This window comes from Streptomyces sp. DSM 42067 (assembly GCF_055792885.1).
In genome coordinates this window covers 4,439,508-4,464,723 of record NZ_CM147706.1, presented here as the reverse complement: position 1 = coordinate 4,464,723, position 25,216 = coordinate 4,439,508, and the positions used below count along the sequence as shown (strand labels likewise).

Annotated in this window: 23 protein-coding genes and 2 pseudogenes; 12 read left to right on the top strand and 13 right to left on the bottom strand. The window is 70.1% G+C overall.

Annotation, left to right across the window (positions count from 1 at the left end):
• Positions 1-136: 136 nt before the first annotated feature.
• A complete protein-coding gene (locus ACSMXV_RS20485; RefSeq protein ID WP_473172821.1) occupies positions 137-2,389 on the top strand; it encodes a phosphotransferase in 2,253 nt (750 codons plus the stop codon).
• Here the strand turns inward: ACSMXV_RS20485 and ACSMXV_RS20480 are convergent.
• The 6 genes from ACSMXV_RS20480 to ACSMXV_RS20455 all read right to left on the bottom strand — a co-directional run bounded on the left by ACSMXV_RS20480 (position 2,367) and on the right by ACSMXV_RS20455 (position 8,339).
• Positions 2,367-3,842, bottom strand: coding sequence for an MFS transporter (locus ACSMXV_RS20480; protein ID WP_473172820.1), 1,476 nt, complete (start codon positions 3,840-3,842; stop codon positions 2,367-2,369). The genes ACSMXV_RS20485 and ACSMXV_RS20480 overlap by 23 nt on opposite strands.
• Positions 3,843-3,979: 137 nt before the next feature.
• Positions 3,980-4,468 carry a MarR family winged helix-turn-helix transcriptional regulator gene (locus ACSMXV_RS20475; protein WP_473172819.1) on the bottom strand — a complete coding sequence of 163 codons (489 nt, stop codon included), beginning with the start codon at positions 4,466-4,468 and terminating at the stop codon, positions 3,980-3,982.
• Between the two features lie 85 nt (positions 4,469-4,553).
• Entirely contained in the window at positions 4,554-6,938 is a 2,385-nt protein-coding gene (locus ACSMXV_RS20470; RefSeq protein WP_473172818.1) for an ATP-binding cassette domain-containing protein, read from the bottom strand.
• A gap of 198 nt (positions 6,939-7,136) precedes the next feature.
• Positions 7,137-7,361, bottom strand: coding sequence for a hypothetical protein (locus ACSMXV_RS20465; RefSeq protein WP_473172817.1), 225 nt, complete (start codon positions 7,359-7,361; stop codon positions 7,137-7,139).
• 113 nt (positions 7,362-7,474) lie between these two features.
• A complete protein-coding gene (locus ACSMXV_RS20460; protein ID WP_473172816.1) occupies positions 7,475-7,885 on the bottom strand; it encodes a VOC family protein in 411 nt (136 codons plus the stop codon).
• Positions 7,886-7,889: 4 nt separating this feature from the next.
• Positions 7,890-8,339, bottom strand: coding sequence for a helix-turn-helix transcriptional regulator (locus ACSMXV_RS20455; protein ID WP_473172815.1), 450 nt, complete (start codon positions 8,337-8,339; stop codon positions 7,890-7,892).
• Positions 8,340-8,503: 164 nt separating this feature from the next.
• Here ACSMXV_RS20455 and ACSMXV_RS20450 point away from each other — a divergent pair, with 164 nt between their 5' ends.
• The 3 genes from ACSMXV_RS20450 (at position 8,504) to ACSMXV_RS20440 (ending at position 10,115) form a co-directional block, all read left to right on the top strand.
• Positions 8,504-8,998 carry a helix-turn-helix domain-containing protein gene (locus ACSMXV_RS20450; RefSeq protein ID WP_473172814.1) on the top strand — a complete coding sequence of 165 codons (495 nt, stop codon included), beginning with the start codon at positions 8,504-8,506 and terminating at the stop codon, positions 8,996-8,998.
• Positions 8,999-9,021: 23 nt separating this feature from the next.
• Positions 9,022-9,612: a hypothetical protein gene (locus ACSMXV_RS20445; protein ID WP_473172813.1), complete on the top strand. Its 591-nt coding sequence runs from the start codon at positions 9,022-9,024 to the stop codon at positions 9,610-9,612.
• A gap of 173 nt (positions 9,613-9,785) precedes the next feature.
• A complete protein-coding gene (locus ACSMXV_RS20440) occupies positions 9,786-10,115 on the top strand; it encodes a DUF2516 family protein (RefSeq protein WP_181658318.1) in 330 nt (109 codons plus the stop codon).
• 191 nt (positions 10,116-10,306) lie between these two features.
• Here ACSMXV_RS20440 and ACSMXV_RS20435 read toward each other — a convergent pair whose 3' ends face one another.
• From ACSMXV_RS20435 to ACSMXV_RS20425, 3 genes are all read right to left on the bottom strand, one after another.
• Positions 10,307-11,806 carry a PP2C family protein-serine/threonine phosphatase gene (locus tag ACSMXV_RS20435; RefSeq protein ID WP_473172812.1) on the bottom strand — a complete coding sequence of 500 codons (1,500 nt, stop codon included), beginning with the start codon at positions 11,804-11,806 and terminating at the stop codon, positions 10,307-10,309.
• 262 nt (positions 11,807-12,068) lie between these two features.
• Entirely contained in the window at positions 12,069-13,142 is a 1,074-nt protein-coding gene (locus ACSMXV_RS20430) for a C40 family peptidase (RefSeq protein ID WP_473172811.1), read from the bottom strand.
• A gap of 379 nt (positions 13,143-13,521) precedes the next feature.
• A complete protein-coding gene (locus tag ACSMXV_RS20425; RefSeq protein ID WP_473172810.1) occupies positions 13,522-14,412 on the bottom strand; it encodes a class I SAM-dependent methyltransferase in 891 nt (296 codons plus the stop codon).
• Between the two features lie 286 nt (positions 14,413-14,698).
• Here ACSMXV_RS20425 and mshA point away from each other — a divergent pair, with 286 nt between their 5' ends.
• The 3 genes from mshA (at position 14,699) to ACSMXV_RS20410 (ending at position 17,372) form a co-directional block, all read left to right on the top strand.
• On the top strand, positions 14,699-16,045 hold the full coding sequence (gene mshA / locus ACSMXV_RS20420) for a D-inositol-3-phosphate glycosyltransferase (RefSeq protein ID WP_473172809.1): 1,347 nt from the start codon (positions 14,699-14,701) through the stop codon (positions 16,043-16,045).
• Positions 16,038-16,538 (top strand): type III secretion system chaperone family protein, encoded by a 501-nt coding sequence (locus ACSMXV_RS20415; protein WP_473172808.1) that lies wholly within the window; start codon positions 16,038-16,040, stop codon positions 16,536-16,538. The genes mshA and ACSMXV_RS20415 overlap by 8 nt, the downstream gene beginning before the upstream one ends.
• 153 nt (positions 16,539-16,691) lie before the next feature.
• Entirely contained in the window at positions 16,692-17,372 is a 681-nt protein-coding gene (locus tag ACSMXV_RS20410; protein WP_473172807.1) for a class I SAM-dependent methyltransferase, read from the top strand.
• Positions 17,373-17,526: 154 nt separating this feature from the next.
• Here the strand turns inward: ACSMXV_RS20410 and ACSMXV_RS20405 are convergent.
• Positions 17,527-18,063: pseudogene (locus ACSMXV_RS20405) on the bottom strand (MFS transporter); the annotation flags it as partial.
• Between the two features lie 2 nt (positions 18,064-18,065).
• Between ACSMXV_RS20405 and ACSMXV_RS20400 the strand changes: the two are divergent.
• Positions 18,066-18,569: pseudogene (locus ACSMXV_RS20400) on the top strand (class I SAM-dependent methyltransferase); the annotation flags it as partial.
• A gap of 154 nt (positions 18,570-18,723) precedes the next feature.
• Here ACSMXV_RS20400 and ACSMXV_RS20395 read toward each other — a convergent pair.
• Entirely contained in the window at positions 18,724-20,007 is a 1,284-nt protein-coding gene (locus tag ACSMXV_RS20395) for an MDR family MFS transporter (protein ID WP_473172806.1), read from the bottom strand.
• A 171-nt stretch (positions 20,008-20,178) separates the two neighbouring features.
• On the opposite strand from ACSMXV_RS20395, the gene ACSMXV_RS20390 reads away from it, so the two are divergent.
• Positions 20,179-20,940 carry a phosphoglyceromutase gene (locus tag ACSMXV_RS20390; RefSeq protein ID WP_473172805.1) on the top strand — a complete coding sequence of 254 codons (762 nt, stop codon included), beginning with the start codon at positions 20,179-20,181 and terminating at the stop codon, positions 20,938-20,940.
• A 331-nt stretch (positions 20,941-21,271) separates the two neighbouring features.
• Positions 21,272-21,430: a hypothetical protein gene (locus ACSMXV_RS20385; protein WP_181658215.1), complete on the top strand. Its 159-nt coding sequence runs from the start codon at positions 21,272-21,274 to the stop codon at positions 21,428-21,430.
• A 125-nt stretch (positions 21,431-21,555) separates the two neighbouring features.
• Here the strand turns inward: ACSMXV_RS20385 and phoU are convergent, their stop codons facing one another.
• Complete coding sequence (gene phoU / locus ACSMXV_RS20380; protein WP_473172804.1) at positions 21,556-22,251, bottom strand: phosphate signaling complex protein PhoU; 696 nt, start codon at positions 22,249-22,251, stop codon at positions 21,556-21,558.
• A gap of 211 nt (positions 22,252-22,462) precedes the next feature.
• Here phoU and phoR point away from each other — a divergent pair, with 211 nt between their 5' ends.
• A complete protein-coding gene (phoR, locus tag ACSMXV_RS20375; protein WP_473172803.1) occupies positions 22,463-23,737 on the top strand; it encodes a two-component system sensor histidine kinase PhoR in 1,275 nt (424 codons plus the stop codon).
• 5 nt (positions 23,738-23,742) lie between these two features.
• Positions 23,743-24,414: a two-component system response regulator PhoP gene (phoP, locus tag ACSMXV_RS20370; RefSeq protein WP_010985401.1), complete on the top strand. Its 672-nt coding sequence runs from the start codon at positions 23,743-23,745 to the stop codon at positions 24,412-24,414.
• Between the two features lie 67 nt (positions 24,415-24,481).
• Here phoP and ACSMXV_RS20365 read toward each other — a convergent pair whose 3' ends face one another.
• Positions 24,482-25,201, bottom strand: coding sequence for a copper chaperone PCu(A)C domain-containing protein (locus ACSMXV_RS20365; RefSeq protein WP_473172802.1), 720 nt, complete (start codon positions 25,199-25,201; stop codon positions 24,482-24,484).
• Between the last annotated feature and the right edge of the window lie 15 nt (positions 25,202-25,216).

The following is a 25,216-nucleotide window of genomic DNA, read 5'->3' as shown; positions in this document are numbered from 1 at the left end:
GAGGGCGACGTATACCTCATTGAGACCAGGGAGCGCACGGCTCAAGTCGTGCGGAGGGCGCGTCACCGCTAGGGTGTGCAAACACCCTGGGGTGCATTGTCTTGCACCCTGTCGCGCGATTATTCAGGAGCGGCCAGTGGGCGCAACTCCTGTTCCCAGTCCCTCGGCTGTCTGGGGATGCGCCACCGACGACCCCTACGACGAGTTCGTGCGGCAGGCCAAGCAGGTCGGGACGATGAGCCGTGGGCATCACAACCGGAACTTCGTCCTGCCCCTCACGGAACGTATGGCGCGTCTGGTGGGACGCGAACCCGGCACTTCCGTGACGGTGCGGATCCGGAGAGCCGAGGCCGTGCCGGTGGTGGTCAGGACCTGGCAACAGGAGTCGGAGATCCTCGCCGCCATCAAGGGTGTCCTTCCCCACGTGCCGGAATGCCTCGCCGAACGGCCGGGCTCCGCTGTCCACAGCTATGTGCAGGGAGTTCCGCTCTCCAGCATCTGCCAGAACGGCAAGCCGGTCGACCACCTGCTGATCAGGGCGCTGGCAGGGCTCCTGGCCCAGATGTCGCAGGTGCGACGGGAGGCATTACCGCGGTTGCCCGACTGCTGGCCCCGCAACGACAAGGACAGCCAGGGTTTTCTGCGTACCCTTGCCGGCCTGGTGGACCGCCAAGTACGACAGCCCAATTGGACTGTGTTCGGGGGACTGTTCGCGGCCCTGGGGATTCCCGACGACGCCATGACCCGGTTGGCGGAACGGGTCCCGGCCATGTCTCGTCGCCCGTACAGCCTGCTCCACACCGACCTGCACCGGGACAACGTGATCGTGTCCTACGGCGGGGATCCGCCGCTGATCTGTGTCGACTGGGAGCTCGCGACCTACGGCGATCCGCTGCACGACCTCGCGACGCACCTGGTCCGGATGCACTACCCGGCGTTCCAGTGGAGCGAGGTGACCGACGCATGGGCAGCGGCCATGGAAGGCACAAGACCGGCTGCGGTCCACGGACTCACCAAGGACCTGCGCCACTACATCGCCTTCGAACGTGCCCAGTCGGTGTATCCGGACATCATGCGCGCCGCGAAGTCGCTGGAGGACTCGTGCGACCAGAAGAGCCTGGACGCCGCCTCCGCGGCCGTGCTCAGGGCCCTTGAGGCCGCGGCCGAACCACTGGGACTCAGACAGCTGCCGAGGGAACCGGAGATCGAGCGCATCCTCTTCCGCTGGCAGGCGGCCCAGCGGGAACGACGCGTCGGCGCACGGACGGTCACCGGAATCGGCTGGGAGCCGGACGAGCGCGTCCCCGAGCACCCGGACTTTCCTCGCACTGCTGTCATCGACGCGCTCATCGCCGAGGGCGCGGCTCCCGCGGATCGCGTGTTCAAGGGCACCGCGCACCTGAACTCGGTGGTCAAGGTGCCAGGCATCGAATTCCCTGTCGTGGTACGGCGAAAAGTGGCGGCGCTCTGCCGTCGGGAGCGCAGCCGCAGCTTCCTCAGCGAGCACGCAGTACTGCGAGCCATCGAGGTCTCGGGGGCCGCGGTGAGAGCCCCCCGGGTACTGGCGCTCGGGCTGAGCGAACCCCGGGCCGCCCGGGCGAAGGATCCCTTCGCCATCCACACCTATGTGGGGCCGCCCGGCAGTGACCGGCCGCCCGACCATCCGGTGCACGGTCTCCTGCCCCACGAGGCCGACGAACTCGTGGCCCAGCTCTGCGAGCTGACCAAGGTCGAGTGCTCGTCACTCGACCCCGCGGCGGAATCACTGGATTTCTTCGGCTGGCTCCGCCAAGAACTCGTCCGGCTCGTGCTGGAACTCCCCAAGGAGTCCCAGCAACTGGCCAGGAACCTGGGGCTGCCCGACGGATACCGGCTGAGCGAGATCCTGGGCAGGTACCACGTCACCCCACGGGCATCGGCACTCCTGCACGGTGATCTGAACCCGTGGAATCTGGTGCGCAGAGAGGGCCGGGCGGGCCTCACCATCATCGACTGGGAGATGGCGGTGATCGGCGACCCTCTGTACGACCTGGTCCGGCACATGCACCTCACGCCGACCCGTCCCGAGATCCGCCAGCGTTTGTTCGAACGGTGGCAGCGTCGGCTCCCCGACGAGTACACCAAGGGCTGGCGAGAGGACTGGCCCGTCTACCGGCGGATCGAGATCATTCGCTCCGCCTATGTCGACCTGGACCGGCTGGTCACGGGCGCCAGCCTCGACGCCCCCAATGTGCGCCGGGCAGTGGACTCGTACGGGATGACCCTGGCGGCCGCCACCGCGTCTCTGGGCCTGCCGGCCAAATGGACGGCAAACCCTTACCTCGCCCGTGCATTCCCGCCCGGAGACGACGGCAGGCAGAGGGCTGTCAGGTTCCCTGCGGGCGTATGACGCGGCGCGGCCGGCGCAGTACGGCGAACGCCACGGCGAGAGCCGCCACCAGAAGCCCCGTGCCGACGGCGAAAGCCAGGTGGTAGCCACCTGTCAGTGCCTCGGCCTGGTTGCGGCCCTGTGCGAGGAGGCTGTCGCTGCGGGAGGCGGCCAGGGTGGAGAGGACGGCGACGCCTGTGGCCATGCCGATCTGCTGGGTCGTGTTGAACAGTCCCGACGCCAGCCCCGCGTCGTCGTCCTTGGCGCCCGACATGCCCAGCGTGGTCAGTGCGGGGAGGGCGAGTCCGAAGCCGGCGGCGAGCAGCATCACGGGGAGCAGGTCGGTGAGGTAGTGCGCGTGCACGGGCAGACGCGTGAGCAGTCCGAGAACCCCGATCAGAAGCACGAGTCCTGCGAGCAGCACATTGCGTTCGCCGAAACGGGCGTTGAGGCGGGCCGAGAGGCCGAGTGACACCGCGCCGATGGCCGCCGCCGCGGGGAGCATGGCCAGGCCGGTCTCGGCGGCCCCGTACGCGAGCACCTTCTGGAGATAGAGGGCTACGAGGATCTGGAACGAGAAGAGAGCCGCCACCATGAGGACCTGGACCAGATTGGCTCCCGCGACACTGCGGGACCGGAAGATTCGCAACGGCATGAGCGGCGTCCTGGCGGTGGCCTGTCGGGCGACGAAGCCGGCGAGCAGTACGAGGGCGAGGGCGCCGAAGCCGAGGGTGGGTGCCGAAGTCCAGCCGTACTCCTCGACCTTGACGACCGTGTAGATCCCGAGCATCAGCCCGGCGGTGACCAGGAGTGCGCCGACGACATCGGCGCCGGCCCTCAGACCGAACCCGCGGTCGGCGGGCAGGACGGGAACGGCGACGGCGAGGGCCGCCAGCCCGATCGGCAGGTTGATGAAGAAGATCCAGTGCCAGTCGAGGACGTCCGTGAGGACACCGCCGAGGACCTGGCCGACCGATGCGCCGGCCGCCCCGGTGAAGCTGAACACGGCGATCGCCCTGGCACGCTCCCTGGGCTCGGTGAACAGTGTGACGAGGATGCCGAGGCTGACGGCGGAGGCCATAGCGCTCCCGATCCCCTGCAGGAACCGGGCTGCGATCAGTACGGCGGGGGAGGTGGCCACGCCCGCAAAGAGCGAGGCCGCGGTGAACACGGCGATTCCGGCCAGGAACATGCGCTTGCGGCCGATGAGGTCGCCGAGCCGTCCGGCGAGCAGGAGCAGGCTGCCGAAGGCGATCAGGTAGGCGTTGACGACCCAGCTGAGGCCGGCGGCGGAGAAGCCCAGGTCGTTCTGGATGGCCGGCATCGCCACGGTCACGATGCTGCCGTCCAGGATGATCATCAGCATTCCCGTGGCGATGACGCCCAGGGCCAGGGGGCGTGATCGAGCTGAACGGGCTAACGGCTTGGACTCGGGCGCTGTGGACTGAACGGAAGCGGCAGACGCTGTGGACATGCGGTCTCTCCTGTCTGTTGAGCCGACAGGAGAGACCGTAGCAGATAGTTTTGTTGCAGACTATCTTCTACGGGTTCAGTTTTCGGGCCCCAACTCCGTTGGGCCGGTGCGCTCTTCGTCTACTTGGTCCTCTTGGTCTACTTCTCGCGCTGACGCGCCCGCCGGGCCGGTCGCGGACTCTCGGTCGGCGTTGCCAGATGCCCGCCGACCAGCTGCTCCAGGGCTCGTAGAAGGGCTGACCGGTCGCCCGCGGGGAGGGCTTCCAGTGCCTTTTCGTGGACGCGGTCCACGATCCTCTGGCTCTGCTCGGCGACTCGCGCGCCCTCCTCGGTGACCGCGATGATCCGAGCCCTCCGGTCCCGGCTGGACGGGCGCCGCTCTGCGAGGCCCGCCTCCTCCAGCGCGTCCACCGTGACCACCATCGTGGTCTTGTCCATGTCCCCGATCTCGGCGATCTGGGCCTGGGTGCGTTCTTCCTCCAGCGCGTGGACCAGTACGCAGTGCATGCGTGGCGTCAGCCCGATCTCGGCGAGTGCCGCCGACATCTGGGTGCGCAGAACGTGACTCGTGTGGTCCAGCAGGAACGACAGGTCCGGCTCGGTGCGCTTGGGGGCCATGGCGGTCATGTCCACCAGGGTAGCAATTCCGATCCGTAGCGGATTATTCGGAAGTGGAAGTTTGCAGCGCGCCTGGCGCGGAGCCTCGCCTCGGTCACGTGCCGACGTAGGCCGCGAGGTGCTCGCCGGTGAGGGTGGAGCGGCTGGCGACGAGGTCGGCGGGTGTGCCCTCGAAGACGATCCGGCCGCCGTCGTGACCGGCGCCGGGGCCGAGGTCGATGATCCAGTCGGCGTGCGCCATGACCGCCTGGTGGTGCTCGATGACGATGACCGACTTGCCGGAGTCGACGATCCGGTCGAGCAGGCCGAGGAGATGCTCGACGTCGGCGAGGTGGAGGCCGGTCGTCGGCTCGTCGAGGACGTAGACGCCGCCCTTCTCGGCCATGTGGGTGGCAAGCTTGAGCCGCTGCCGCTCGCCGCCGGACAGCGTGGTGAGCGGCTGGCCGAGGGTGAGGTAGCCGAGCCCGACGTCGGCGAGCCGGTCGAGGATCTTGTGCGCGGCCGGCGTGCGCGCCTCACCCGCGCCGAAGAACTCCTCGGCCTCGGCCACCGACATTGCGAGCACCTCGCTGATGTCGCGGCCGCCGAGGTGGTACTCCAGCACGGAAGCCTGGAACCGCTTCCCCTCGCAGTCCTCGCAGGTGCTGGCGACGCCGGCCATCATCGCCAGGTCGGTGTAGATGACGCCGGCGCCGTTGCAAGTGGGGCAGGCACCCTCGGAGTTGGCGCTGAACAGCGCCGGCTTCACGCCGTTGGCCTTCGCGAACGCCTTGCGGATCGGGTCGAGCAGTCCGGTGTACGTCGCCGGGTTGCTGCGTCGCGAGCCGCGGATCGCGGTCTGGTCGACGGACACCACGCCGGTGCCGGCCGGGATCGAGCCGTGGATCAGCGAGCTCTTGCCAGACCCGGCGACGCCGGTGACGACGCAGAGCACGCCGAGCGGGATGTCGACGTCGACGCTCTGCAGATTGTTGGTGCTCGCGCCGCGCACCTCCAGTACTCCCGACGGTGTCCGGACCGAGGGCTTCAAGGAGGCCCGGTCGTCCAGGTGCCGCCCAGTCAGCGTGCCGCTGGCCCGCAGCCCGTCGACGCTGCCCTCGAACACGACTTCGCCGCCCTCGGTGCCCGCGCGCGGGCCGAGGTCGACGACGTGATCGGCGATCGCGATCGCCTCCGGCTTGTGCTCCACGACCAGCACGGTGTTGCCCTTGTCGCGCAACTGCAGCAGCAGGTTGTTCATCCGCTGGATGTCGTGGGGGTGCAGCCCGATCGTCGGCTCATCGAAGACGTAGGTGACGTCGGTGAGTGAGGACCCGAGGTGGCGGATCATCTTGGTGCGCTGTGCCTCGCCGCCCGAGAGCGTGCCCGAGGGGCGGTCGAGGCTGAGGTAGCCGAGCCCGATCTCGACGAACGAGTCGAGCGTGTGCCCCAGCGCGGCCAGCAGGGGCGCCACCGACGGCTCGTCGAGGCCCCGGACCCAGTCGGTCAGATCGCTGATCTGCATCGAGCAGACGTCGGCGATGTTCTTCCCGTTGATCTTCGACGACCGGGCCTCCGCGCTGAGCCGGGTGCCGTCGCACTCGGGACAGGTCGAGAACGTCACCGCCCGTTCCACGAAGGCGCGGATGTGCGGCTGCAGCGCGTCGACGTCCTTGGACAGGAACGACTTCTGGATCTTCGGGATCAGCCCCTCGTACGTCAGGTTGATCCCCTCGACCTTGATCTTGGTCGGTTCCTTGTGGAGCAGGTCGTGCAGCTCTTTCTTGGTGAACTTGCTGATCGGCTTGTCCGGGTCGAAGAAGCCGCAGCCGCGGAAGATACGGCCGTACCAGCCGTCCATGCTGTAACCGGGGATCGTGAGCGCGCCCTCGTTGAGCGACAAGCTGTCGTCGTACAGCGCCGACAGATCGAAATCGGTGACCGAGCCCATGCCCTCACAGCGGGGGCACATGCCGCCGAGACGGTTGAAAGTCGCCTTCTCGGCCTTCGTCTTGCCGCCGCGCTCGACGGTGATCGCACCGCTGGCCTTCACCGAGGGAACGTTGAACGAGTACGCGTTGGGCGAGCCGATGTGCGGCTCCCCGAGCCTGCTGAACAGGATGCGCAGCATCGCGTTGGCGTCCGTGACGGTGCCGACGGTGGAGCGGGCGTTGGCGCCCATCCGCTCCTGGTCCACGATGATCGCGGTCGTCAGCCCGTCGAGCAGATCGACCTCGGGCCGCGCCAGCGTCGGCATGAAGCCCTGCACGAAGGCGCTGTAGGTCTCGTTGATCAGCCGCTGCGACTCCGCGGCGATCGTGTCGAAGACCAGCGAGCTCTTGCCGGAGCCGGAGACGCCCGTGAACACCGTCAGCCGGCGCTTCGGGATCTCGACGCTGACGTCCTTGAGGTTGTTCTCGCGCGCGCCGTGCACACGGATCAGATCGTGGCTGTCGGCAGCGTGCGGCGCAGGCGACTGCGTGTCCGTCCTCGTGGCCATGCTCTTTGTCTCTCCATCTGTCGGGCGGGCCGCCTTCGCGGTCTCGGTCGGCGTCGCCTGGCTCGATCTGACCAGCTTCGAGTGGTACCTCTGGTTCTCCTGCGGCCTGGCCCGTGGAGCCTGGCCTTGCGGGCCCCGGCCACGCTCCCGTGGAGCCTGGCCTGCGGGCCCCGCCACGCGGCGTGCCCGGCCGAGGCGTCAGACCAACCAGCGGCCCTCGCGCGTCAGTTCGCGGTAGGGCAGCTCGTTCACCTCGCGCCGGTCTTGGATACGGCGCGGGGAGGTGTGGAACCAGCGGTAGGGGGTGGCCAGCGTACGCGGGGCGAAGCCGGTGTGCGCGACGAACCGGTCACCCCGCTGCTGCGGCAGCGCCGCCAGGCGGCCGCCTCCCCCAGGCTCTCGGCTCCTCCCCCAGCGCCTCAAGGGCCCGGGAGGTACGCCCAGAGCAGGGAGGTACCCCATCGTCGTGCGCGGGCTCGTTCACGGTGCCGCGGCTGCGATCGTTCACGGTGCCGCGGCTGCGATCGCCGCCCGGCTCAGCGCAGCTCCTGGATGCGGATCAGATTGCCCGCGGGATCGCGGAAGGCGCAGTCGCGGATGCCGTACGGCTGCTCGGTCGGCTCCTGGACGACCTCGGCGCCGCGGGCCTGCACCTTCTCGAAGGTGCCGTCGAGGTCCCGGGTGGCCAGCAGGATCCAGCCGTAGGTGCCCTTGGCCATCATCTCGACGATGGTGCGGCGCTCGTCGTCGGTGACACCGGGGTCGGCGGCCGGCGGCGCCAGGAGGATGGAGGTGTCGGGCTGGCCGGCGGGGCCGACCGTGATCCAGCGCATCTTTCCCTGTCCGACGTCGTTGCGGACCTCGAAGCCGAGGGCGTCGCGGTAGAAGGCCAGGGAGGCGTCCGGGTTGTCGTGCGGGAGGAAGCTCGTGTGAATGGTGATGTCCATGGCTTCACGCTAGGTGCGGCTCGGGGCCCGGCGCTTCTCGATTCCTGATCGGTCTGGTCACCTGTTTCGCCACGCACGACGGCATCCCCGCCGTCGTGCGTGCCGCCTGGCGCCGATAGACGCTGGGCGGCACACCGACCAGCTCGGTGAAGCGGGTGCTGAAGGTGCCGAGCGACGAGCAGCCGACCGCGAAGCAGACCTCGGTGACACTGAGGTCGCCGCGACGCAGCAGCGCCATCGCACGCTCGATGCGCCGCGTCATGAGGTAGCCGTACGGAGACTCGCCGTAGGCGAGCCGGAACTGGCGGCTGAGGTGCCCGGCGGACATGTGCACGCCGCGAGCGAGCGCCTCGACGTCCAGCGGCTGTGCGTACTCCCGGTCGATCCGGTCGCGGACGCGGCGGAGCCGCGCGAGGTCGCTCAGGTGCTGCGCTGTGGCGGGTCTGCTGCTCACTGCGCTACCTATACAGCACTTCGTCGAACGCCACTACCACTCCTCGTGCCGTCGCGCGGCCGTGGCCTCATCGACTGCAGTCTCCCCAACTGCGTCTCGGACCGCGGCACACTTTTGCAAGCATCTGCTTGCAAAAGTTAGCGCTGGTGGTGCACCATCGAGGCATGGCATCACTCAACGTCGGCAATCTCGGCGAGTACCTGCGCGAGCAGCGGCGCAGTGCGCAGCTGTCCTTGCGGCAGCTCGCCGAGGCGGCAGGGGTGTCGAATCCGTATCTGAGCCAGATCGAGCGCGGGCTGCGCAAGCCGAGTGCCGAGGTGCTGCAGCAGGTCGCGAAGGCGCTGCGGATCTCTGCCGAGACGCTGTACGTGCGGGCCGGGATTCTCGACGCCGAGCGGGATCGGGACGAGGTGGAGACGCGTGCGGTCATCCTCGCCGATCCGTCCCTCAACGACCGGCAGAAGCAGGTGCTCCTGCAGATCTACGAGTCCTTCCGCAAAGAGAACGGGACCGGGGTCGACGTCGTTACGGATGCGGTTAGGGATGTCGTCACGGATGCCATCCAGGACACCGTCGCGGACAAGCGCGGCGCGGCCGGCGAGCCCAGCGCGGCCGACGGCAGCGATGCCGACCAGCACGACCACAAACCCTCGAGCTGAAGTGATCCGGGAGGACCACAGTCATGGCCATCACCGACGACCTGCGCAAGACCCTGAAGGACCCGACGCCGCTCTACTTCGCCGCGGGCACCGCCGACCTGGCGTACCAGCAGGCCAAGAAGGTGCCGGAGCTCGTCGAGCAGCTGCGCGCCGAGGCCCCGGCCCGTATCGAGGCCGTGCGCGGCACCGACCCGAAGGCCGTCCAGGACAAGGCCTCCGCCCGCGCCAAGGAGGTGCAGGAGACCCTCCAGGCCAAGTTCAACGAGGTGCTCGGCACCATCGACACCGACCTGAAGAAGCTGGGTGAGTCCGCTCAGGACCTGGCCCTGCGCGGTGTCGGCGTGGCCGCGGAATACGCGGTCAAGGCGCGTGAGACGTACGAGAAGGTCGCCGAGCACGGCGAGCAGGCCGTCAGGACCTGGCGCGGTGAGGCGGCCGAGGAGATCACGGAACTTGCCGTGACCGTCGAGCCGGAGCCGGCCGCGCCCGCCTCGGCGCCCAAGGCCACCGAAACGCGGAGCGAGGCCCCGGCGGCCAAGAAGACCACGACGGCGAAGAAGGCCCCGGCGGCCAAGAAGACCACGGCGAAGAAGACCACCCCGCCCGCCAAGTGACCGGGCGCCCGGAGAGACCGGTGCCGGAAGCCGGCAACCCGGGAGTCGTCCGGGCAGAGGGGAGTCGTTCCCGGAACGAGCCGGGCACTTGCGGAGTGCCCGGCTCGTTCCTGGGGTAGCCGGTACGGTGGCGGCGTAGACACGAGCCGATTCGGGTGGTGGACGTAGTGCTGATGCAGGGGTTCGCGGGGTTCATGTGGCTGCTGAGCGTGGCCCTGATCTTCTTCAGCGGCTTCGCTCTGATCGACGCCGCCATTCGGCGCGAGGACGCCTATCGCGCGGCGGACAAGAAGACCAAGCCGTTCTGGCTGATCATCCTGGGGATCGCCTTCGTGGTGAACCTGCTCTTCCCCATCCTGTCGTTCCTGCCGATCATCGGCCTCATCGCGACCATCGTGTACATGGTCGATGTACGGCCCGCGGTCCGCTCCATCACGGGTGGCGGCGGCCGCCGCGGCTCCAGCAGCGACGGTCCTTACGGGCCCTACAACGGCGGGCGGTAGCACTACGACGCGGGCGGCGGGGAACCTGCGCGGCCCCCGCCTCGCCCTGCTGCGACCTGATCACTCCGACCAGGAGTAAGCGGGTCCGGCGGAGTCCGGTGCGGTTCGGCAGCGCCCCAAAGGGGCGCGGGGAACTGCGCGACCAGCCACAACGGACCCGCGGTTGACGCACCGGACTTCCAGCGGAGCGCTTAGTCCCGGTCGCGGTTCCTGTCGCGATCCCGGTCCAGCAGCAGGACCGCCACGTCGTCCGTCAGATCCCCACCGTTGAGGTCGCGGACCTCGTTCACCGCTGCCTCCAGCAACTCCTCGCCGTGCAGGCCCGTGGCGAGCTGGCGGCGGACCATCTCCACCATGCCGTCCTGGCCCAGCCGTTGGTTGCCCTGGCCGATACGGCCCTCTATCAGGCCGTCCGTGTAGAGCATCAGGCTCCAGGCGGCGCCCAGTTCCACCTGCTGGCGCGGCCACCGGGCGCGTTCGAGCAGACCGAGAGCAGGGCCGTTGTTCTCGGGTGCCAGGAGTTCGGCCGAGTGCCCGTGCCGGGCTATCAGCGGAGACGGGTGTCCCGCCAGACAGAGGCCGGCGCGCCGCTCGTCGGGGGCGATGTCCACCGTGCACAGCGTCGCGAAGATCTCGTCGTCCGCCCGCTCGTGCTCCAGCACCTGCTGGAGCGTCGACAGCAGTTCGTCGCCGCACATCCCCGCGAGGGTCAGCGCCCGCCATGCGATGCGCATTTCGACGCCGAGCGCCGCCGCGTCGGGGCCGTGCCCGCAGACGTCGCCGATCATGGCGTGCACCGTGCCGTCCGGGGTGCGGACGGTGTCGTAGAAGTCGCCGCCGAGCAGGGCGCGCGAACGGCCGGGGCGGTAGCGGGCGGCGAACCGCAGCGATGAGCCGTTCAGCAGCGGCGTCGGCAGCAGACCCCGTTCCAGTCGGGCGTTCTCCTGCGCCCGCAGCCGGGACTCGGTGAGCTTGCGCTGCGCCACGTCGGCGCGCTTGCGCTCCACCGCGTACCGAATGGCGCGGGTGAGCAGCTGTCCGTCCAGTTCGTCCCGGAACAGATAGTCCTGGGCGCCCACGCGCACGGCCTCCGTGCCGCGCTCGGCGTCACCGGACGCGGTGAGCGCGAGCACGGCGTGCCGGGGGGCGAGACGCAGTACGTGCTTGAGGGTGACGAGTTCGTCGGCAACCGGACGCGGGCCGTTGCCGGAGCCATGCCCGGAACCGCTGCCGGATCCGGACCTGGCGCCACTGGCCGGCCCCTGGGACGCCGCGCCGCTGCCGGGTGCGGGCAGGGCGAGGTCGAGAAGGATGCAGTGGACGTCGTCCGTGAGCAGCCGCTCGGCCTCGGTGAGGTTGCGGGCGGTGCGGACGCGGACGGGCTTGCCCGCGGCGTCGAGCAGCTCGGGAAGGCTCAGTGAACCGGCCGGATCGTCCTCGATGACCAGGAGCGTGATCCCCGTGCCGTTGCCGGAGCCACCGCTGTGGCCGGTGCCGCCGTCATGGCCCGTGCCGCCGTCACTGTCGTGATCGCCGTCACGGCCGTGGCCGCCGCCGGTGCGCGCGCCGTCGCCGGACCGGGGCGTCGCCGGTTCGGTTCGGGGGCGCGGCAGGCCGTGCGCGGGCTCGGCCTGAGCCTGACCACTCTCCACGGCCGGGATGCCTCTCTGCCGCGGTATGGGTACGGGCATGGTTCTGGATTCCTTCCCTCCCCCCGAGGGCACGGTGGGACGAAGACCTTCGCCCCACGAGACCGGGACCATAGCGGTAGCCCCCGCGGTAACGGAATGGCGAGCATCAAATGGCCACTGTCATATGCCGCATTCAGTAGCGCATTTGGGCACGCCAACTCTCGTTAAGAATGACGAACATCACGCCGCAGAGGGTTGAGTCACCGCCCGAACGTGCCGCGGGTCACGTGCAGTAGGTCACGTGCCGCGCCTCACGCCGGGCTCACCTGTCCGGTCGTACCACCCCGAGGATCGCCATCGAGCCGGCACCCGCGATGGTCACCGTACGCCCCGGACGCGGCGCGTGAACAATCGCCCCGTCGCCTATGTACATCCCGACGTGGCTCGCGTCGTCGTGATAAATGATCAGGTCGCCCGGCCGCATGTCCTTGATGTCGATGCGCGGAAGCTGCTTCCACTGCTCCTGCGAGGTGCGCGGAATGCCGCGCCCGGCGGCCGCCCAGGCCTGTGACGTCAGTCCCGAGCAGTCATATGTCTTCGGGCCCTCGGCGCCCCACTCGTACGGCTTGCCTATCTGCGCGGTCGCGTATGTGACGGCCTTCTTGCCCTGGGCCGACGCCTTGCCGTTGATCTCCTCGAGGATTCCGGAGCTCAGCCAGGCCGCCTGGTTCTGGTACGCGGTCTCCTGCTCCAGCTCCAGCAGCCGCTCGCGCTCCTCCTTCTCGAGCTTCGCCTCGAGCTTCTCGGCGTCCGCGATCCGCGACTTGATCTTCTTCTTCGCCGCCGCCTTGGCCTTGCGGTTGGCCTCGAGCCTCTGCCACTGGGCCGAGGCGTCCTTCGCGTAGGCCTGCAGGTCCTGCTGCGTTCTGGTCAGCTCGGAGAGCAGCCCCTTGGTCGCCTGCTGCCCCTCGCGCACCCGCCCGGCGCCGTCCAGGAACAGCCGCGGGTCGTCGCTGAGCATCAGCTGCGCCTCGGGCGGCAGGCCTCCGCTGCGGTACTGCGCCCTGGCCGCGGCGCCCACGCGCTCCTTCAACTCGTCCAGTTTCTCCTGGCCTTTGACGATCTTGCGGGCCAGCTTGACGAGCTCGTCGGACTGCTCGCCGGCCCTCTCCTCGGCCGCGTTGTACTCGTCCGTGGCGACTGCCGCGTCGTGGTAGAGCCGGTCGAGTTCCTTGCGGACCTTTTCAAGGTCCTTGTCGCCAGCGGTCGTCGGCGTTGGTGCCGGCGTCGGCCCCGGCGTCGGTTTCGCCGGGTTTGCGTACGAATTCGCGTACGCCACCCCTGGGGCCGTCAGTACGGTCACCGCGCAGACCAGCGCCACGGCAGCCGTGGTCAAGCCCGCCTTCCCGGTCTTCCCGATCACGTCTCAGCCCCCCAAAGCTGATTTACCGTCAGTAACTTATGGACGCCTTCGGGATGGTGCCACGCCCGCGCTCAATACGACAGAGCCGGACGGGAATTCCGATCCCCCCACCGCCTCGTGTGACGTACGAGCCCCGGAGATCGTTCCCGGCTGCTCGCGAAGACCGCCTTCCCTCCGGGGGCGTCCATGGCGTCCCATGCGCGCCGCTCGCTGCGACGGCGTGCCTTCCGCTCCGGCCACTGCCACGCGCGCGCCGCGGCGCGCGTGCGATCCGGCCCGGTCACTGCGACGGTGTGCCTTCCGCTCCGGTCCTGCGGTGCGTGTGCCGCGGCGTGCGTGCGATCCGCGCCGGTCACTGCGGCGGGAGTGTGTTCCGGGCAGGCCATTGCGGCGGGAGTGTGTTCCGTGCAGGGCATTGCGGCGCGCGCGGCGCCAACGCCTCCCAGCGGACCGTCACTTCGCCCTGCCGCCACCGCGAGACCCCGTCCAGCACCGGCCAGTCCGCCGCGATGTCGCGGACCGCCCTGATCCACCGCTGGCGCGCCCCGTACGACGCATAGGGCGCCGCGGCCGCCCACGCCCGGTCGAAGTCGCGCAGGAACGCATGCACCGGCTCGCCCGGCACGTTCCGGTGGATCAGCGCTTTCGGCAGCCGCTCGGCGAGGTCGGACGGGCGGTCCAGGGAGGCCAGGCGGGTCGCGAACGTCACCGTGCGCGGCCCCGACGTGTCGAGGGCGACCCACACGTGCCGCCGCCCGATCTCGTCGCATGTGCCCTCGACCAGCAGTCCGCCCGAGAACCCGCTCGCGGGATCCGCGGGCGCGAGCCGCGCGCACAGCCGCTCCCAGACGGCGGCGACCTGCTCCTCGTCGTACTGGCGCAGCACGTTCGCCGCGCGGATGAGGACGGGACGCACAGGCAGCGGGATCTCGAAGCCGCCGTGGCGGAAGTGCAGCCCCTCGCGTTCGTACGGCTTCGCGGCCGCGACCCGTGCCGGTTCGATCTCGATACCGACCACGCGCGCGTGGGGCGCGACAGTGCGCAGACGCTGCAGCAGCTCGACGGCGGTCCAGGGTGCGGCGCCGTAGCCGAGGTCGACGGCGATGGCGTCGGCGTCGGCCGCAGCTCGCAGCCGGCGGCCGTGGGTCGCGGCGATCCAGCGGTCCATGCGGCGCAGCCGGTTCGGATTGGTGGTCCCGCGTGTCACCGTTCCCACGGGCCGGGACTGGGTGCGGGAGGCCATGCGTACGAGGGTATGTGCCGACCGCCCTCCCACCGGCCCCGCTTCCGAAGACCGACCGCCCGCGTGACCTGCGACGACGGCGTCCCGATGCCGCCAGGGCCCACGCCGCGCGTGTGACCCGTCTCACCGGGCGCTCGGCCCACGGTTGAGTCCGCCGCGGCAATCTTTTGGCAAAGAGGAATGGGAGGAGGCCCCTCCGGTGTTGCGGCTCTTGGAGGCCGCACCACGTCCTTCACGAGCCGCACGCACATCGAGCTGCCACGCCCGCAGCAAGGAGGACCGCCACGTGAGCCAGTACGTGACCAGGTTCGGGCGCCGTTCCCCGGCGGCTCCCTCCCGGCTCCGGCTGCCCGGCACACATCGGCGCCCGCGGCGGGTCGCCATGCTCAGCGTGCACACGTCGCCGCTGCACCAGCCTGGCACGGGCGACGCGGGCGGCATGAACGTATACATCGTCGAGCTCGCCAAGCGGCTGGCCGCGATCAACATCGAGGTGGAGATCTTCACCCGGGCCACGACCGGCGGGCTCCCGCCCACCGTCGAACTGGCGCCCGGGGTCCTCGTGCGGCACGTGGACGCCGGCCCCTACGAGGGCCTCGCCAAGGAGGAGCTGCCGGCCCAGCTGTGCGCCTTCACGCACGGCGTGATGCAGGCCTGGGCCGGGCACCGCCCCGGCTACTACGACCTCGTGCACTCGCACTACTGGCTGAGCGGGCACGTCGGCTGGCTCGCCGCCGAGCGCTGGGGCGTCCCGCTGGTGCACGCCATGCACACCATGGCGAAGGTCAAGAACGCCTCGCTCGCCGAGGGCGACACCCCGGAGCCGGCCGCCCGCGTGATCGGCGAGACCCAGGTCGTCCGCGCGGCGGACCGCCTGATCGCCAACACGGCGGGGGAGGCCGAGGAGCTCGTACGCCACTACGAAGCCGATCCCGCCAAGGTCGCCGTCGTCCACCCGGGCGTGAACCTCGACCTCTTCCGCCCGGCCGACGGGCGAGCCGCGGCCCGTGCGCGTCTCGGCCTCCCGCAGGACGCCCTGATCCCGCTCTTCGCAGGCCGCATACAGCCCCTCAAGGCGCCCGACGTGCTGCTCCGTGCCGTCGCCGTGCTGCTCGAGGAGCGGCCCGAGCTGCGCTCCCGGATGGTCGTGCCGGTGGTGGGTGGTCCCAGCGGCAGCGGGCTGGCCAAGCCCGAGCGTTTGCAGAAGCTCGCCGCGCGGCTGGGCATCGCGGACGTCGTGCGTTTCCGGCCGCCGGTAGCCCAGGACCAGCTCGCGGACTGGTTCCGGGCCGCGTCGCTGCTCGTCATGCCGTCCTACAGCGAATCGTTTGGCCTCGTGGCGATCGAGGCCGAGGCGACAGGTACGCCCGTCCTCGCGGCCGCGGTCGGCGGGCTGCCCGTGGCCGTACGCGACGGCGTGACCGGATTCCTTGTGGACGGGCACGAACCGGCCGACTACGCGCGCGTGCTGCGCGATTTCGCCGACGACCCGGAGCTCTCGGCCCGCATGGGCGCTGCCGCGGCCCGGCACGCCGAGTCCTTCGGCTGGGCCACAGCGGCGTCGGCCACGGCGGACGTCTACACCGCTGCGATGTACGACCACCGCCGTCGCGTACGCTCGCTCCATGGCTGACGTACGGCAGGCGACGCAGGTCATCGAGTCCGCACTCAAGGACGCGGAGCTGGAGTGGGAGAGCCCCGAACCGGGCTCGTACGTGGTCAAACTGCCCGGCACGCGCAAGCTGTCGACGACCGTCTCGCTGCTCGCCGGCCGGCACTCGCTCTCGCTGAACGCGTTCGTGATCCGGCATCCCGACGAGAACGAGGCCGGGGTGCACCGCTGGCTCCTCGAGCGCAACCTCAAGCTCTACGGCGTGAGTTACGCCGTCGACCCCCTCGGCGACATCTACCTCGTCGGCAAGCTGCCGCTGGCCGCGGTCACGCCAGAGGAGGTGGACCGCCTCCTCGGCTCGGTCCTGGAGGCCGCCGACGGCAGCTTCAACACGCTGCTCGAGCTCGGATTCGCGTCGGCGATCCGCAAGGAGTACGCGTGGCGGGTGTCGCGCGGAGAGTCCACGCGGAACCTGGATGCGTTCGCGCACCTGACTCAGCGTCCGGTGGACTGAGCTCTGCGCCCTCTACGGCGAGCCGGAGGGCGCGGCGGCGCCGGCGCTGCTGTTGCCTGTGGCGTTTCCGGCGGTGCCGCTCGGCTGAGGGCGTCGGGTAGGCACGTAACTCCGTGAGCAGGCACGTACCTCTGTGAAGGGCGGTGGGCGGTTGTGGTTGCCGGATGGGACTGGGACGAGACGTTGTTCTCGGGTACGGCCGCCTACTACCGGCGGGGGAGGCTGCCGTATGCGCCCGGGCTGGCGGATGTGCTCGCCGAGGTTCTGAAGCTCGACGGGCGAGGACGCCTCCTCGACGTGGGATGTGGACCGGGCATCCTCGCCCTGGGTCTGGCGCACTTGTTCAGCGGCATCGTCGGCGTGGACCCGGACAACGGGATGATCGCCGAAGCCCGGCGCGAGGCCGCCGAGTGCGGAGTGGCCGGGAAGGCGCAGTGGGTGCAGGCTCGGGCGGAGGATCTGCCCGCAGGCCTCGGAACGTTCACCGTCGCGGCCTTCGGCCAGTCCTTCCACTGGGGGGTGCTGCTGCACGGAACACCCGGCGACGAGGCGGCGGTGCTCGCGCGGGCGGGATTCTCCGGTCCCCGGCGCCATGTCGTTCCTGGCGGGCAGGCGCTGGAACGCACGTGTGACGATGTCGTCGCGGGGGTGTTCTCGATGTCGTACTCGACTCCGCACCTGTTCGGCACGCGCCGCGACGACTTCGAGGCAGACCTGCGTCGGCTGCTGCAGGAGGCCTCCCCGTCGGGCCGGTTCTCCGAACGCCAGCCGAGCACCGAGTTCTTCGTCTGGGGGAAAGGCCCGGCCGGACCGGCACCTCTGCCGGCTGCCTGACTCCTTCTGCGGAGCCCGACGCGTACCGGCTTCGTCCCGTCGCGCACAGCGTGGTGCCGTGATGCCACCGGTCGGCGTCCATGGAGCAGGTACGGACGGCGTATCTCGTTCGCTCCTACGGACCCGGGGTGGGGGACGCCGACGGCCCGGGAGGTCAGGCCGCCTGCTCCACCGTGCCCGAAGGGGCCTCCGCCTTCGGCGGCCGCTCGGGATTCTCCGCCTCCGGCAGCGCCCTCATCAGCGCCCAGTACCCGACCGCCGCCATCGTGCCGATCACCGCGCAGCTGCCCCACAGCCACTCCGCGCCGAACCGGTCGATCACGAAACCGGACATCAGCGGGGCCACGAGGGCCGCCACCGACCAGGACATCGTGTACATGCCCTGGTAGCGGCCGCGGCCGTGCACCGGGGACAGCCGGACCACAAGTCCCGTCTGCGTGGGCGCGTTGACGATCTCGGCGAGCGTCCACACGCACACCGTCAGGGCGAAGACGCCGACCGACCCGGCGAACGCGGTGAGCCCGAAGCCGTACCCCGCGACGAGGGACGAGACGATCAACAGCTGCTGAGGGTCGCGGTGTTCGATGAAGCGGGTGACCGGGATCTGCAGGGCGACGATCAGCACGCCGTTGACGGCGATCGCCATGCCGTAGTCGGCTGGGGTGAACCCCGCCTCGCCCATCGCGACCGGGTCTGGCGCACTTGTTCAGCGGCATCGTCGGCGTGGACCCGGACAACGGGATGATCGCCGAAGCCCGGCGCGAGGCCGCCGAGTGCGGAGTGGCCGGGAAGGCGCAGTGGGTGCAGGCTCGGGCGGAGGATCTGCCCGCAGGCCTCGGAACGTTCACCGTCGCGGCCTTCGGCCAGTCCTTCCACTGGGGGGTGCTGCTGCACGGAACACCCGGCGACGAGGCGGCGGTGCTCGCGCGGGCGGGATTCTCCGGTCCCCGGCGCCATGTCGTTCCTGGCGGGCAGGCGCTGGAACGCACGTGTGACGATGTCGTCGCGGGGGTGTTCTCGATGTCGTACTCGACTCCGCACCTGTTCGGCACGCGCCGCGACGACTTCGAGGCAGACCTGCGTCGGCTGCTGCAGGAGGCCTCCCCGTCGGGCCGGTTCTCCGAACGCCAGCCGAGCACCGAGTTCTTCGTCTGGGGGAAAGGCCCGGCCGGACCGGCACCTCTGCCGGCTGCCTGACTCCTTCTGCGGAGCCCGACGCGTACCGGCTTCGTCCCGTCGCGCACAGCGTGGTGCCGTGATGCCACCGGTCGGCGTCCATGGAGCAGGTACGGACGGCGTATCTCGTTCGCTCCTACGGACCCGGGGTGGGGGACGCCGACGGCCCGGGAGGTCAGGCCGCCTGCTCCACCGTGCCCGAAGGGGCCTCCGCCTTCGGCGGCCGCTCGGGATTCTCCGCCTCCGGCAGCGCCCTCATCAGCGCCCAGTACCCGACCGCCGCCATCGTGCCGATCACCGCGCAGCTGCCCCACAGCCACTCCGCGCCGAACCGGTCGATCACGAAACCGGACATCAGCGGGGCCACGAGGGCCGCCACCGACCAGGACATCGTGTACATGCCCTGGTAGCGGCCGCGGCCGTGCACCGGGGACAGCCGGACCACAAGTCCCGTCTGCGTGGGCGCGTTGACGATCTCGGCGAGCGTCCACACGCACACCGTCAGGGCGAAGACGCCGACCGACCCGGCGAACGCGGTGAGCCCGAAGCCGTACCCCGCGACGAGGGACGAGACGATCAACAGCTGCTGAGGGTCGCGGTGTTCGATGAAGCGGGTGACCGGGATCTGCAGGGCGACGATCAGCACGCCGTTGACGGCGATCGCCATGCCGTAGTCGGCTGGGGTGAACCCCGCCTCGCCCATCGCGACCGGAAGTCCCACCGAACCCTGTTGGAAGATCAGCGCGATGAGGAACGACAGCCCCACGACGCCCATGAACCGGCCGTCGCGCAGCACTGTGCCGAGCCCGGCGTCCGGCTCTTCCGCCTTCTGCGCGGCCGTCCGCTCCGGCTTCGACTCCGGCAGCTTGACGAAGACGACGACGGCGCACACCAGCGTCATCGCGGCCTCGACCAGGAAGCCGGCGAGATAGCTGAACTCCGCGATGAAGCCGGCGCCCATCGAGGAGACGGCGAAGCCCAGGTTGATCGCCCAGTAGTTGAGGGAGAAGGCGCGGACGCGGTCCTCGGGACGGACGATGTCCGCCATCATCGCCTGCACGGCGGGCCGTGACGCGTTCGACGCCATGCCGACGAGGAAGGCGACGGCCGCGATCGCCACCGGATGGTGCATGAAGCCGAGCAGCGCGACGCTGAGGGCCGTCGACGTCTGGGCGATGAGCAGGGTGGGCCGCCGCCCCAGCCGGTCCGTCATCACGCCCGCACCCAGCGAGGAGATGACGCCGCCGAGCCCGTGCAGCGAGGCGACGAGACCGGCGTACGAGGCGGAGTACCCGCGGTCGAGCGTGAGGTACAGCGCCATGAAGGTCGCGACGAACGCGCCGAGACGGTTGACCAGGGTGCTGGTCCACAGCCACCAGAAGGCACGGGGAAGTCCGGAGACACTGTCCCTCGCGGCCCGTCTCAGTGCGTCGAGTCCGGCGAGTCCGGCGACAGACATCGGTGATCCCCCTGATGGCGCGTGCACGCAGCGGTGGCGGCCTGGCTGTAAGCGGTGTAGTAGCGCAACGCAACTTACGCAGAGAGGTCGCCCGCAGGCCACTGAATTGACGGCAGCCGTCAATCGAGACACCGATCGAACCGGACAGCCATGTCGATTACGCTCAGGGGCATGGCCGACGCACCGTACAAGCTGATCCTCCTCCGCCACGGCGAGAGCGAATGGAACGCGAAGAACCTGTTCACCGGATGGGTGGACGTCAACCTCAACGAGAAGGGCGAGAAGGAGGCAGTCCGCGGCGGTGAGCTGCTCAAGGACGCCGGCCTGCTGCCCGACGTGGTCCACACCTCGCTCCAGAAGCGCGCGATCCGCACCGCGCAGCTGGCGCTCGAGGCCGCCGACCGCCACTGGATCCCCGTCCACCGCACCTGGCGCCTGAACGAGCGCCACTACGGCGCCCTCCAGGGCAAGGACAAGGCGCAGACCCTCGCCGAGTTCGGCGAGGAGCAGTTCATGCTGTGGCGCCGCTCGTACGACACCCCGCCGCCGCCCCTCGAGGACGGCAGCGAGTTCTCGCAGAGCGACGACCCGCGCTACGCCACCATCCCGCCGGAGCTGCGTCCGCGCACCGAGTGCCTCAAGGACGTCGTCATCCGCATGCTGCCGTACTGGTACGACGGCATCGTCCCCGACCTCCTGGCCGGCCGCACGGTCCTGATCGCCGCCCACGGCAACAGCCTCCGGGCCCTGGTCAAGCACCTCGACGGCATCTCGGACGCGGACATCGCGGGCCTGAACATCCCCACCGGCATCCCGCTCTCCTACGAGCTCGACGCCGACTTCAAGCCGGTCAACCCCGGCGGCACGTACCTCGACCCGGAGGCCGCGGCGGCGGCCATCGAGGCGGTCAAGAACCAGGGCAAGAAGAAGTAACCCCAGCTGAGTAAGCCCCCTACCTGCGGCTTTGCTGTGGGTAGGGGGCTTGTTGCTGCCCTGGGGCCGACGCACACGAGCGCCGGCACCACCGAGCCCCTTGTCCCGCGTGATGTGCGCGAGGCAAGGGGCTTGTGCGTGTCAGGAGGCCAGGGCCTCGTACTTGTGTGCTGGGCGCGAGCCCGTGGGGCGCGCCGTTGTGTGGAAGGTGGTGGGCGGGCGCGCGTGTGCGCCGTTGATGCGCCTGCCCCGGTGGGCGTGCAATGGGTCAGGAGGCGACGTCCCGAGGCCGTACGCCCGTACGCACGTGCGCCTTCGAGGAGGGAGCCCCATGGCCGAGTCCCCCAAGCCCGACTACACACCCGAGCCGCCCGCCGAGCTGTCGCCGGTCCCGGACCTGCCCAAGCTGGTGCTGATCGGCGCCTGCGGCTGCGGTGCCGGGTGCGGTTGCGGCTGCCAGTCCGGCGCGCCGTGCCGCTGCGGCGGCTGACACGGCGGTCTCAGGGACAGCGTGCATACGTCGGCGCCCCACAGGACCTGTGAACCGTGTCCCGTGGGGCGCCGATGTGCTCGTCCGAGGCGGCCTCCGAGGCGGCCTGACGCGGGGGCGGACCGTCAGACCCCTTCCGCCGCGCCCGTCTCCACAGGGCCGGTCGGGGGCTGGAGTTCGTCCGCGTGTTCGCCCGTCACCAGGTACACGACCCGCTTCGCGACCGACACGGCGTGGTCCGCGAAGCGCTCGTAGTAGCGGCCGAGCAGCGTCACGTCGACCGCCGTCTCGATGCCGTGCTTCCAGCGTTCGTCCATCAGGTGCTGGAAGAGCGTCCGGTGCAGCAGGTCCATCTCGTCGTCGTCCGCCTCAAGCTGCATCGCCAGGTCGACGTCCTTGGTGATGACGACCTCGGCCGCCTTCGCCATCAGACGCTGCGCCAGCTGCCCCATCTCCAGGATGGTCGCGTGCAGGTCGTGGGGGACGGCGCGCTCCGGGAAGCGCAGCCGGGCCAGCTTGGCCACGTGCTGCGCCAGGTCGCCCGAGCGCTCCAGGTCGGCGCTCATGCGGAGCGAGGTGACGACTATCCGCAGATCCGTCGCGACCGGCTGCTGACGCGCGAGCAGAGCGATGGCCCGGGCCTCCAGGTCGTGCTGCAGGTCGTCGACCTTCTGGTCGGCGGCGATCACGCTCTCCGCCAGCTTCAGGTCGGCGTCGAGAATGGCCGTGGTGGCGCGCCCGATCGCCGACCCGACCAGGCGGGCCATCTCGACCAGGTCCTCGCCGATCGAGTCAAGTTCCTCGTGGTACGCGTCCCGCATGTGGCTGTCCCTCTCTCCGTCTTCGTCGGGGCTCCGGGGCTCCGGGGTCGGGGCTGTGAACCCCACGCTGCCACGTTCCGGGCCGTACGCGTCCGTTTCCGGCAGACCAAATGAACCGGCTCTGTCCCCTCGGTGAACTCTGGGCGACGAGTGTTCGAGCTGGCACTCCGATGGCTGTGGGCCGAGGTCATGGCACGCATAACCTGGAGACATGGACGTGAACGCGGCGGTTGCCGCAGCGGCAGCGATCGCCGGCGTGTGCACCGGTGTCATCGCCATGCTGGCGTTCCGCTGGAGCGAGCGCGAGCAGAAGCGTCCCACCCGCACCTCCCTGCACACCGATCCCGTACTGCCCCCCGGCGTCGACACGGTCCTGTCCGTACTGCGCTCCTCCGCCGTCGTCCTGGACGAGGCGGACAGCGTGGTCAAGGCCAGCTCGGCCGCTTACGCGCTCGGTCTGGTACGCGGCGGGAAACTGGCCGTCGAGCCGATGCTGCAGATGGCCCGCGACACCCGGCGCGACGGCGAGATACGGCAGGTCGAGCTGGACCTGCCCCGGCGCGGCACCGGCCGCGGCGAGGCCCTCGCCGTCTCCGCCCGCGTGGCCCCGCTCGGCTCGCGCCTGGTGCTGCTGCTGGTCGAGGACCTCACCGAGGCCCGGCGCATCGAGGCGGTACGCCGCGACTTCGTCGCCAACGTCAGCCATGAGCTCAAGACCCCTACCGGCGCCCTCTCCCTCCTGTCCGAGGCCGTCATGGACGCGTCGGACGACCCGGAGGCGGTGGAACGCTTCGCCGGACGCATGCAGGTGGAGGCCACGCGGCTGACCAACCTCGTCCAGGAGCTCATCGACCTCTCCCGGGTGCAGAACGACGACCCGCTGGAGGACGCCGAACCCGTACGCGTCGACGAGCTCGTCGCCGAGGCCATGGACCGCTGCCGCCATCAGGCCGGCACCAAGCAGATCACCATGGCCTCGGGAGGCACCGCCGATCTGCACGTCTGGGGCAACCGCGGCCAGCTCGCCGCGGCCCTCGGCAATCTCGTCGAGAACGCCGTCAACTACAGCCCGGCCCGTACCCGCGTGGGCATAGCCGCACGCCGGGTGGCCGCGCCGGGCGGGGACCTCATCGAGCTCTCCGTCACCGACCAGGGAATCGGCATATCCGACAAGGACAAGGAGCGCGTCTTCGAGCGCTTCTACCGCGTCGATCCGGCCCGCTCCCGTGCCACGGGCGGCACGGGACTGGGCCTGGCCATCGTCAAGCACGTGGCCGCCTCGCACGGCGGGGAGGTCACGGTGTGGAGCTCCGAGGGACAGGGCTCCACCTTCACCCTGCGGCTTCCGGAGGCGGGCTCTGCCCGCGTCCGTTCGAGCCACCGGCCCGGCCTCGACAACGAGGACGAGAACGGGCAGCCCGTCGAGACCGCCATCTCATCCCCGTACGCACACGAACCACTTTCTGCCCCGGAGGTCCTTCCGTGACCCGAGTGCTCGTCGTCGAGGACGAGGAGTCCTTCTCCGACGCCCTGTCGTACATGCTCCGCAAGGAGGGCTTCGAGGTCGCCATCGCGACCACCGGGCCCGACGGACTCGACGAGTTCGAGCGCAACGGCGCCGACCTCGTCCTGCTCGACCTCATGCTGCCGGGCCTGCCCGGCACGGAGGTCTGCCGCCAGCTGCGCGGCCGCTCCAACGTCCCGGTCATCATGGTGACCGCCAAGGACAGCGAGATCGACAAGGTGGTCGGGCTGGAGATAGGAGCCGACGACTACGTCACCAAGCCCTTCTCCTCGCGCGAACTGGTCGCCCGCATCCGCGCCGTCCTGCGCCGCCGCGGCGAGCCGGAGGAGGTCACCCCGGCCGCCCTGGAGGCGGGCCCGGTCCGTATGGACGTCGACCGCCACGTGGTCACCGTCTCCGGCTCCAAGGTCGACCTCCCGCTCAAGGAGTTCGACCTCCTGGAGATGCTCCTGCGCAACGCGGGCCGCGTCCTTACGCGGATGCAGCTCATCGACCGCGTCTGGGGCGCCGACTACGTGGGCGACACCAAGACGCTCGACGTCCACGTCAAGCGCCTCCGCGCGAAGATCGAGCCGGACCCGGGGGCGCCGCGCTACCTGGTGACGGTGCGCGGTCTCGGCTACAAGTTCGAGCCGTAAACCGTCGTGGGCAAAGACGCGAGGGGGCGCCCCGGGAAACCCGGGGCGCCCCCTCGCGTCGTACGTGTCAGTGCCCGGCAGAGTGCGAGGCGCTCGACGACGCCTCGTCCGTGGCGCCCGCCCCGGTCTCCGCGCCCGATCCCGCCTCCGCCTCGCCCGAGGCGGCCTCGGACGGGGAGGCGCTGGCCGCGCCCGACGGCGTACCGGCGGTCGCGCTCTGCGACGCCTCACCGCCCGCGGCCGGCTTCTCGCTGGGGCCCCACTCGGTGAAGAAGCTCTCGGCCGGCACGACGAACGCCCGCAGCTTGATGTCGCCGGTCTCGCTGAAGGTGAAGGTCACCTGCTGCGCGTTGCCGTCCTGAACGGCCTCACGGCTGCTCGGCAGTACGGCGGACGCGTTGCCCTTGCCGCCGAGGATGACGGAGCCGCCGGCCGGGATGGTGAGCGGACCCGAGCCCTTGGCGGGCTTGAGTTCTGCCTTCTTGTTGGTGCCGACGACCGTGATCGATTCGAGAGTCTGGGCCGTCGTGCCGTTGTTGAAGAGTTTCCCGGTGACCACGGCCGGGCCCGTCGACTTCAGATCCGGCTGCGTGATGATCGTGGCGTTCTGGATCTTGATGTCACCGACGGCGGTCGCGGCGTTGTCCGGCTTGATCTCCAGCGTCTGGGCGTTGTTGCCGGCGCCGCACGCGGAGAGGGCGCCGATCGCGAACACGACGGCAGCGGCGGCGAGGACACCGCGACGAAGGCTGGGGGTACCCCCGGACGGAGTGAGGGGGAGGCTCACGGCGCGGCAACTCCT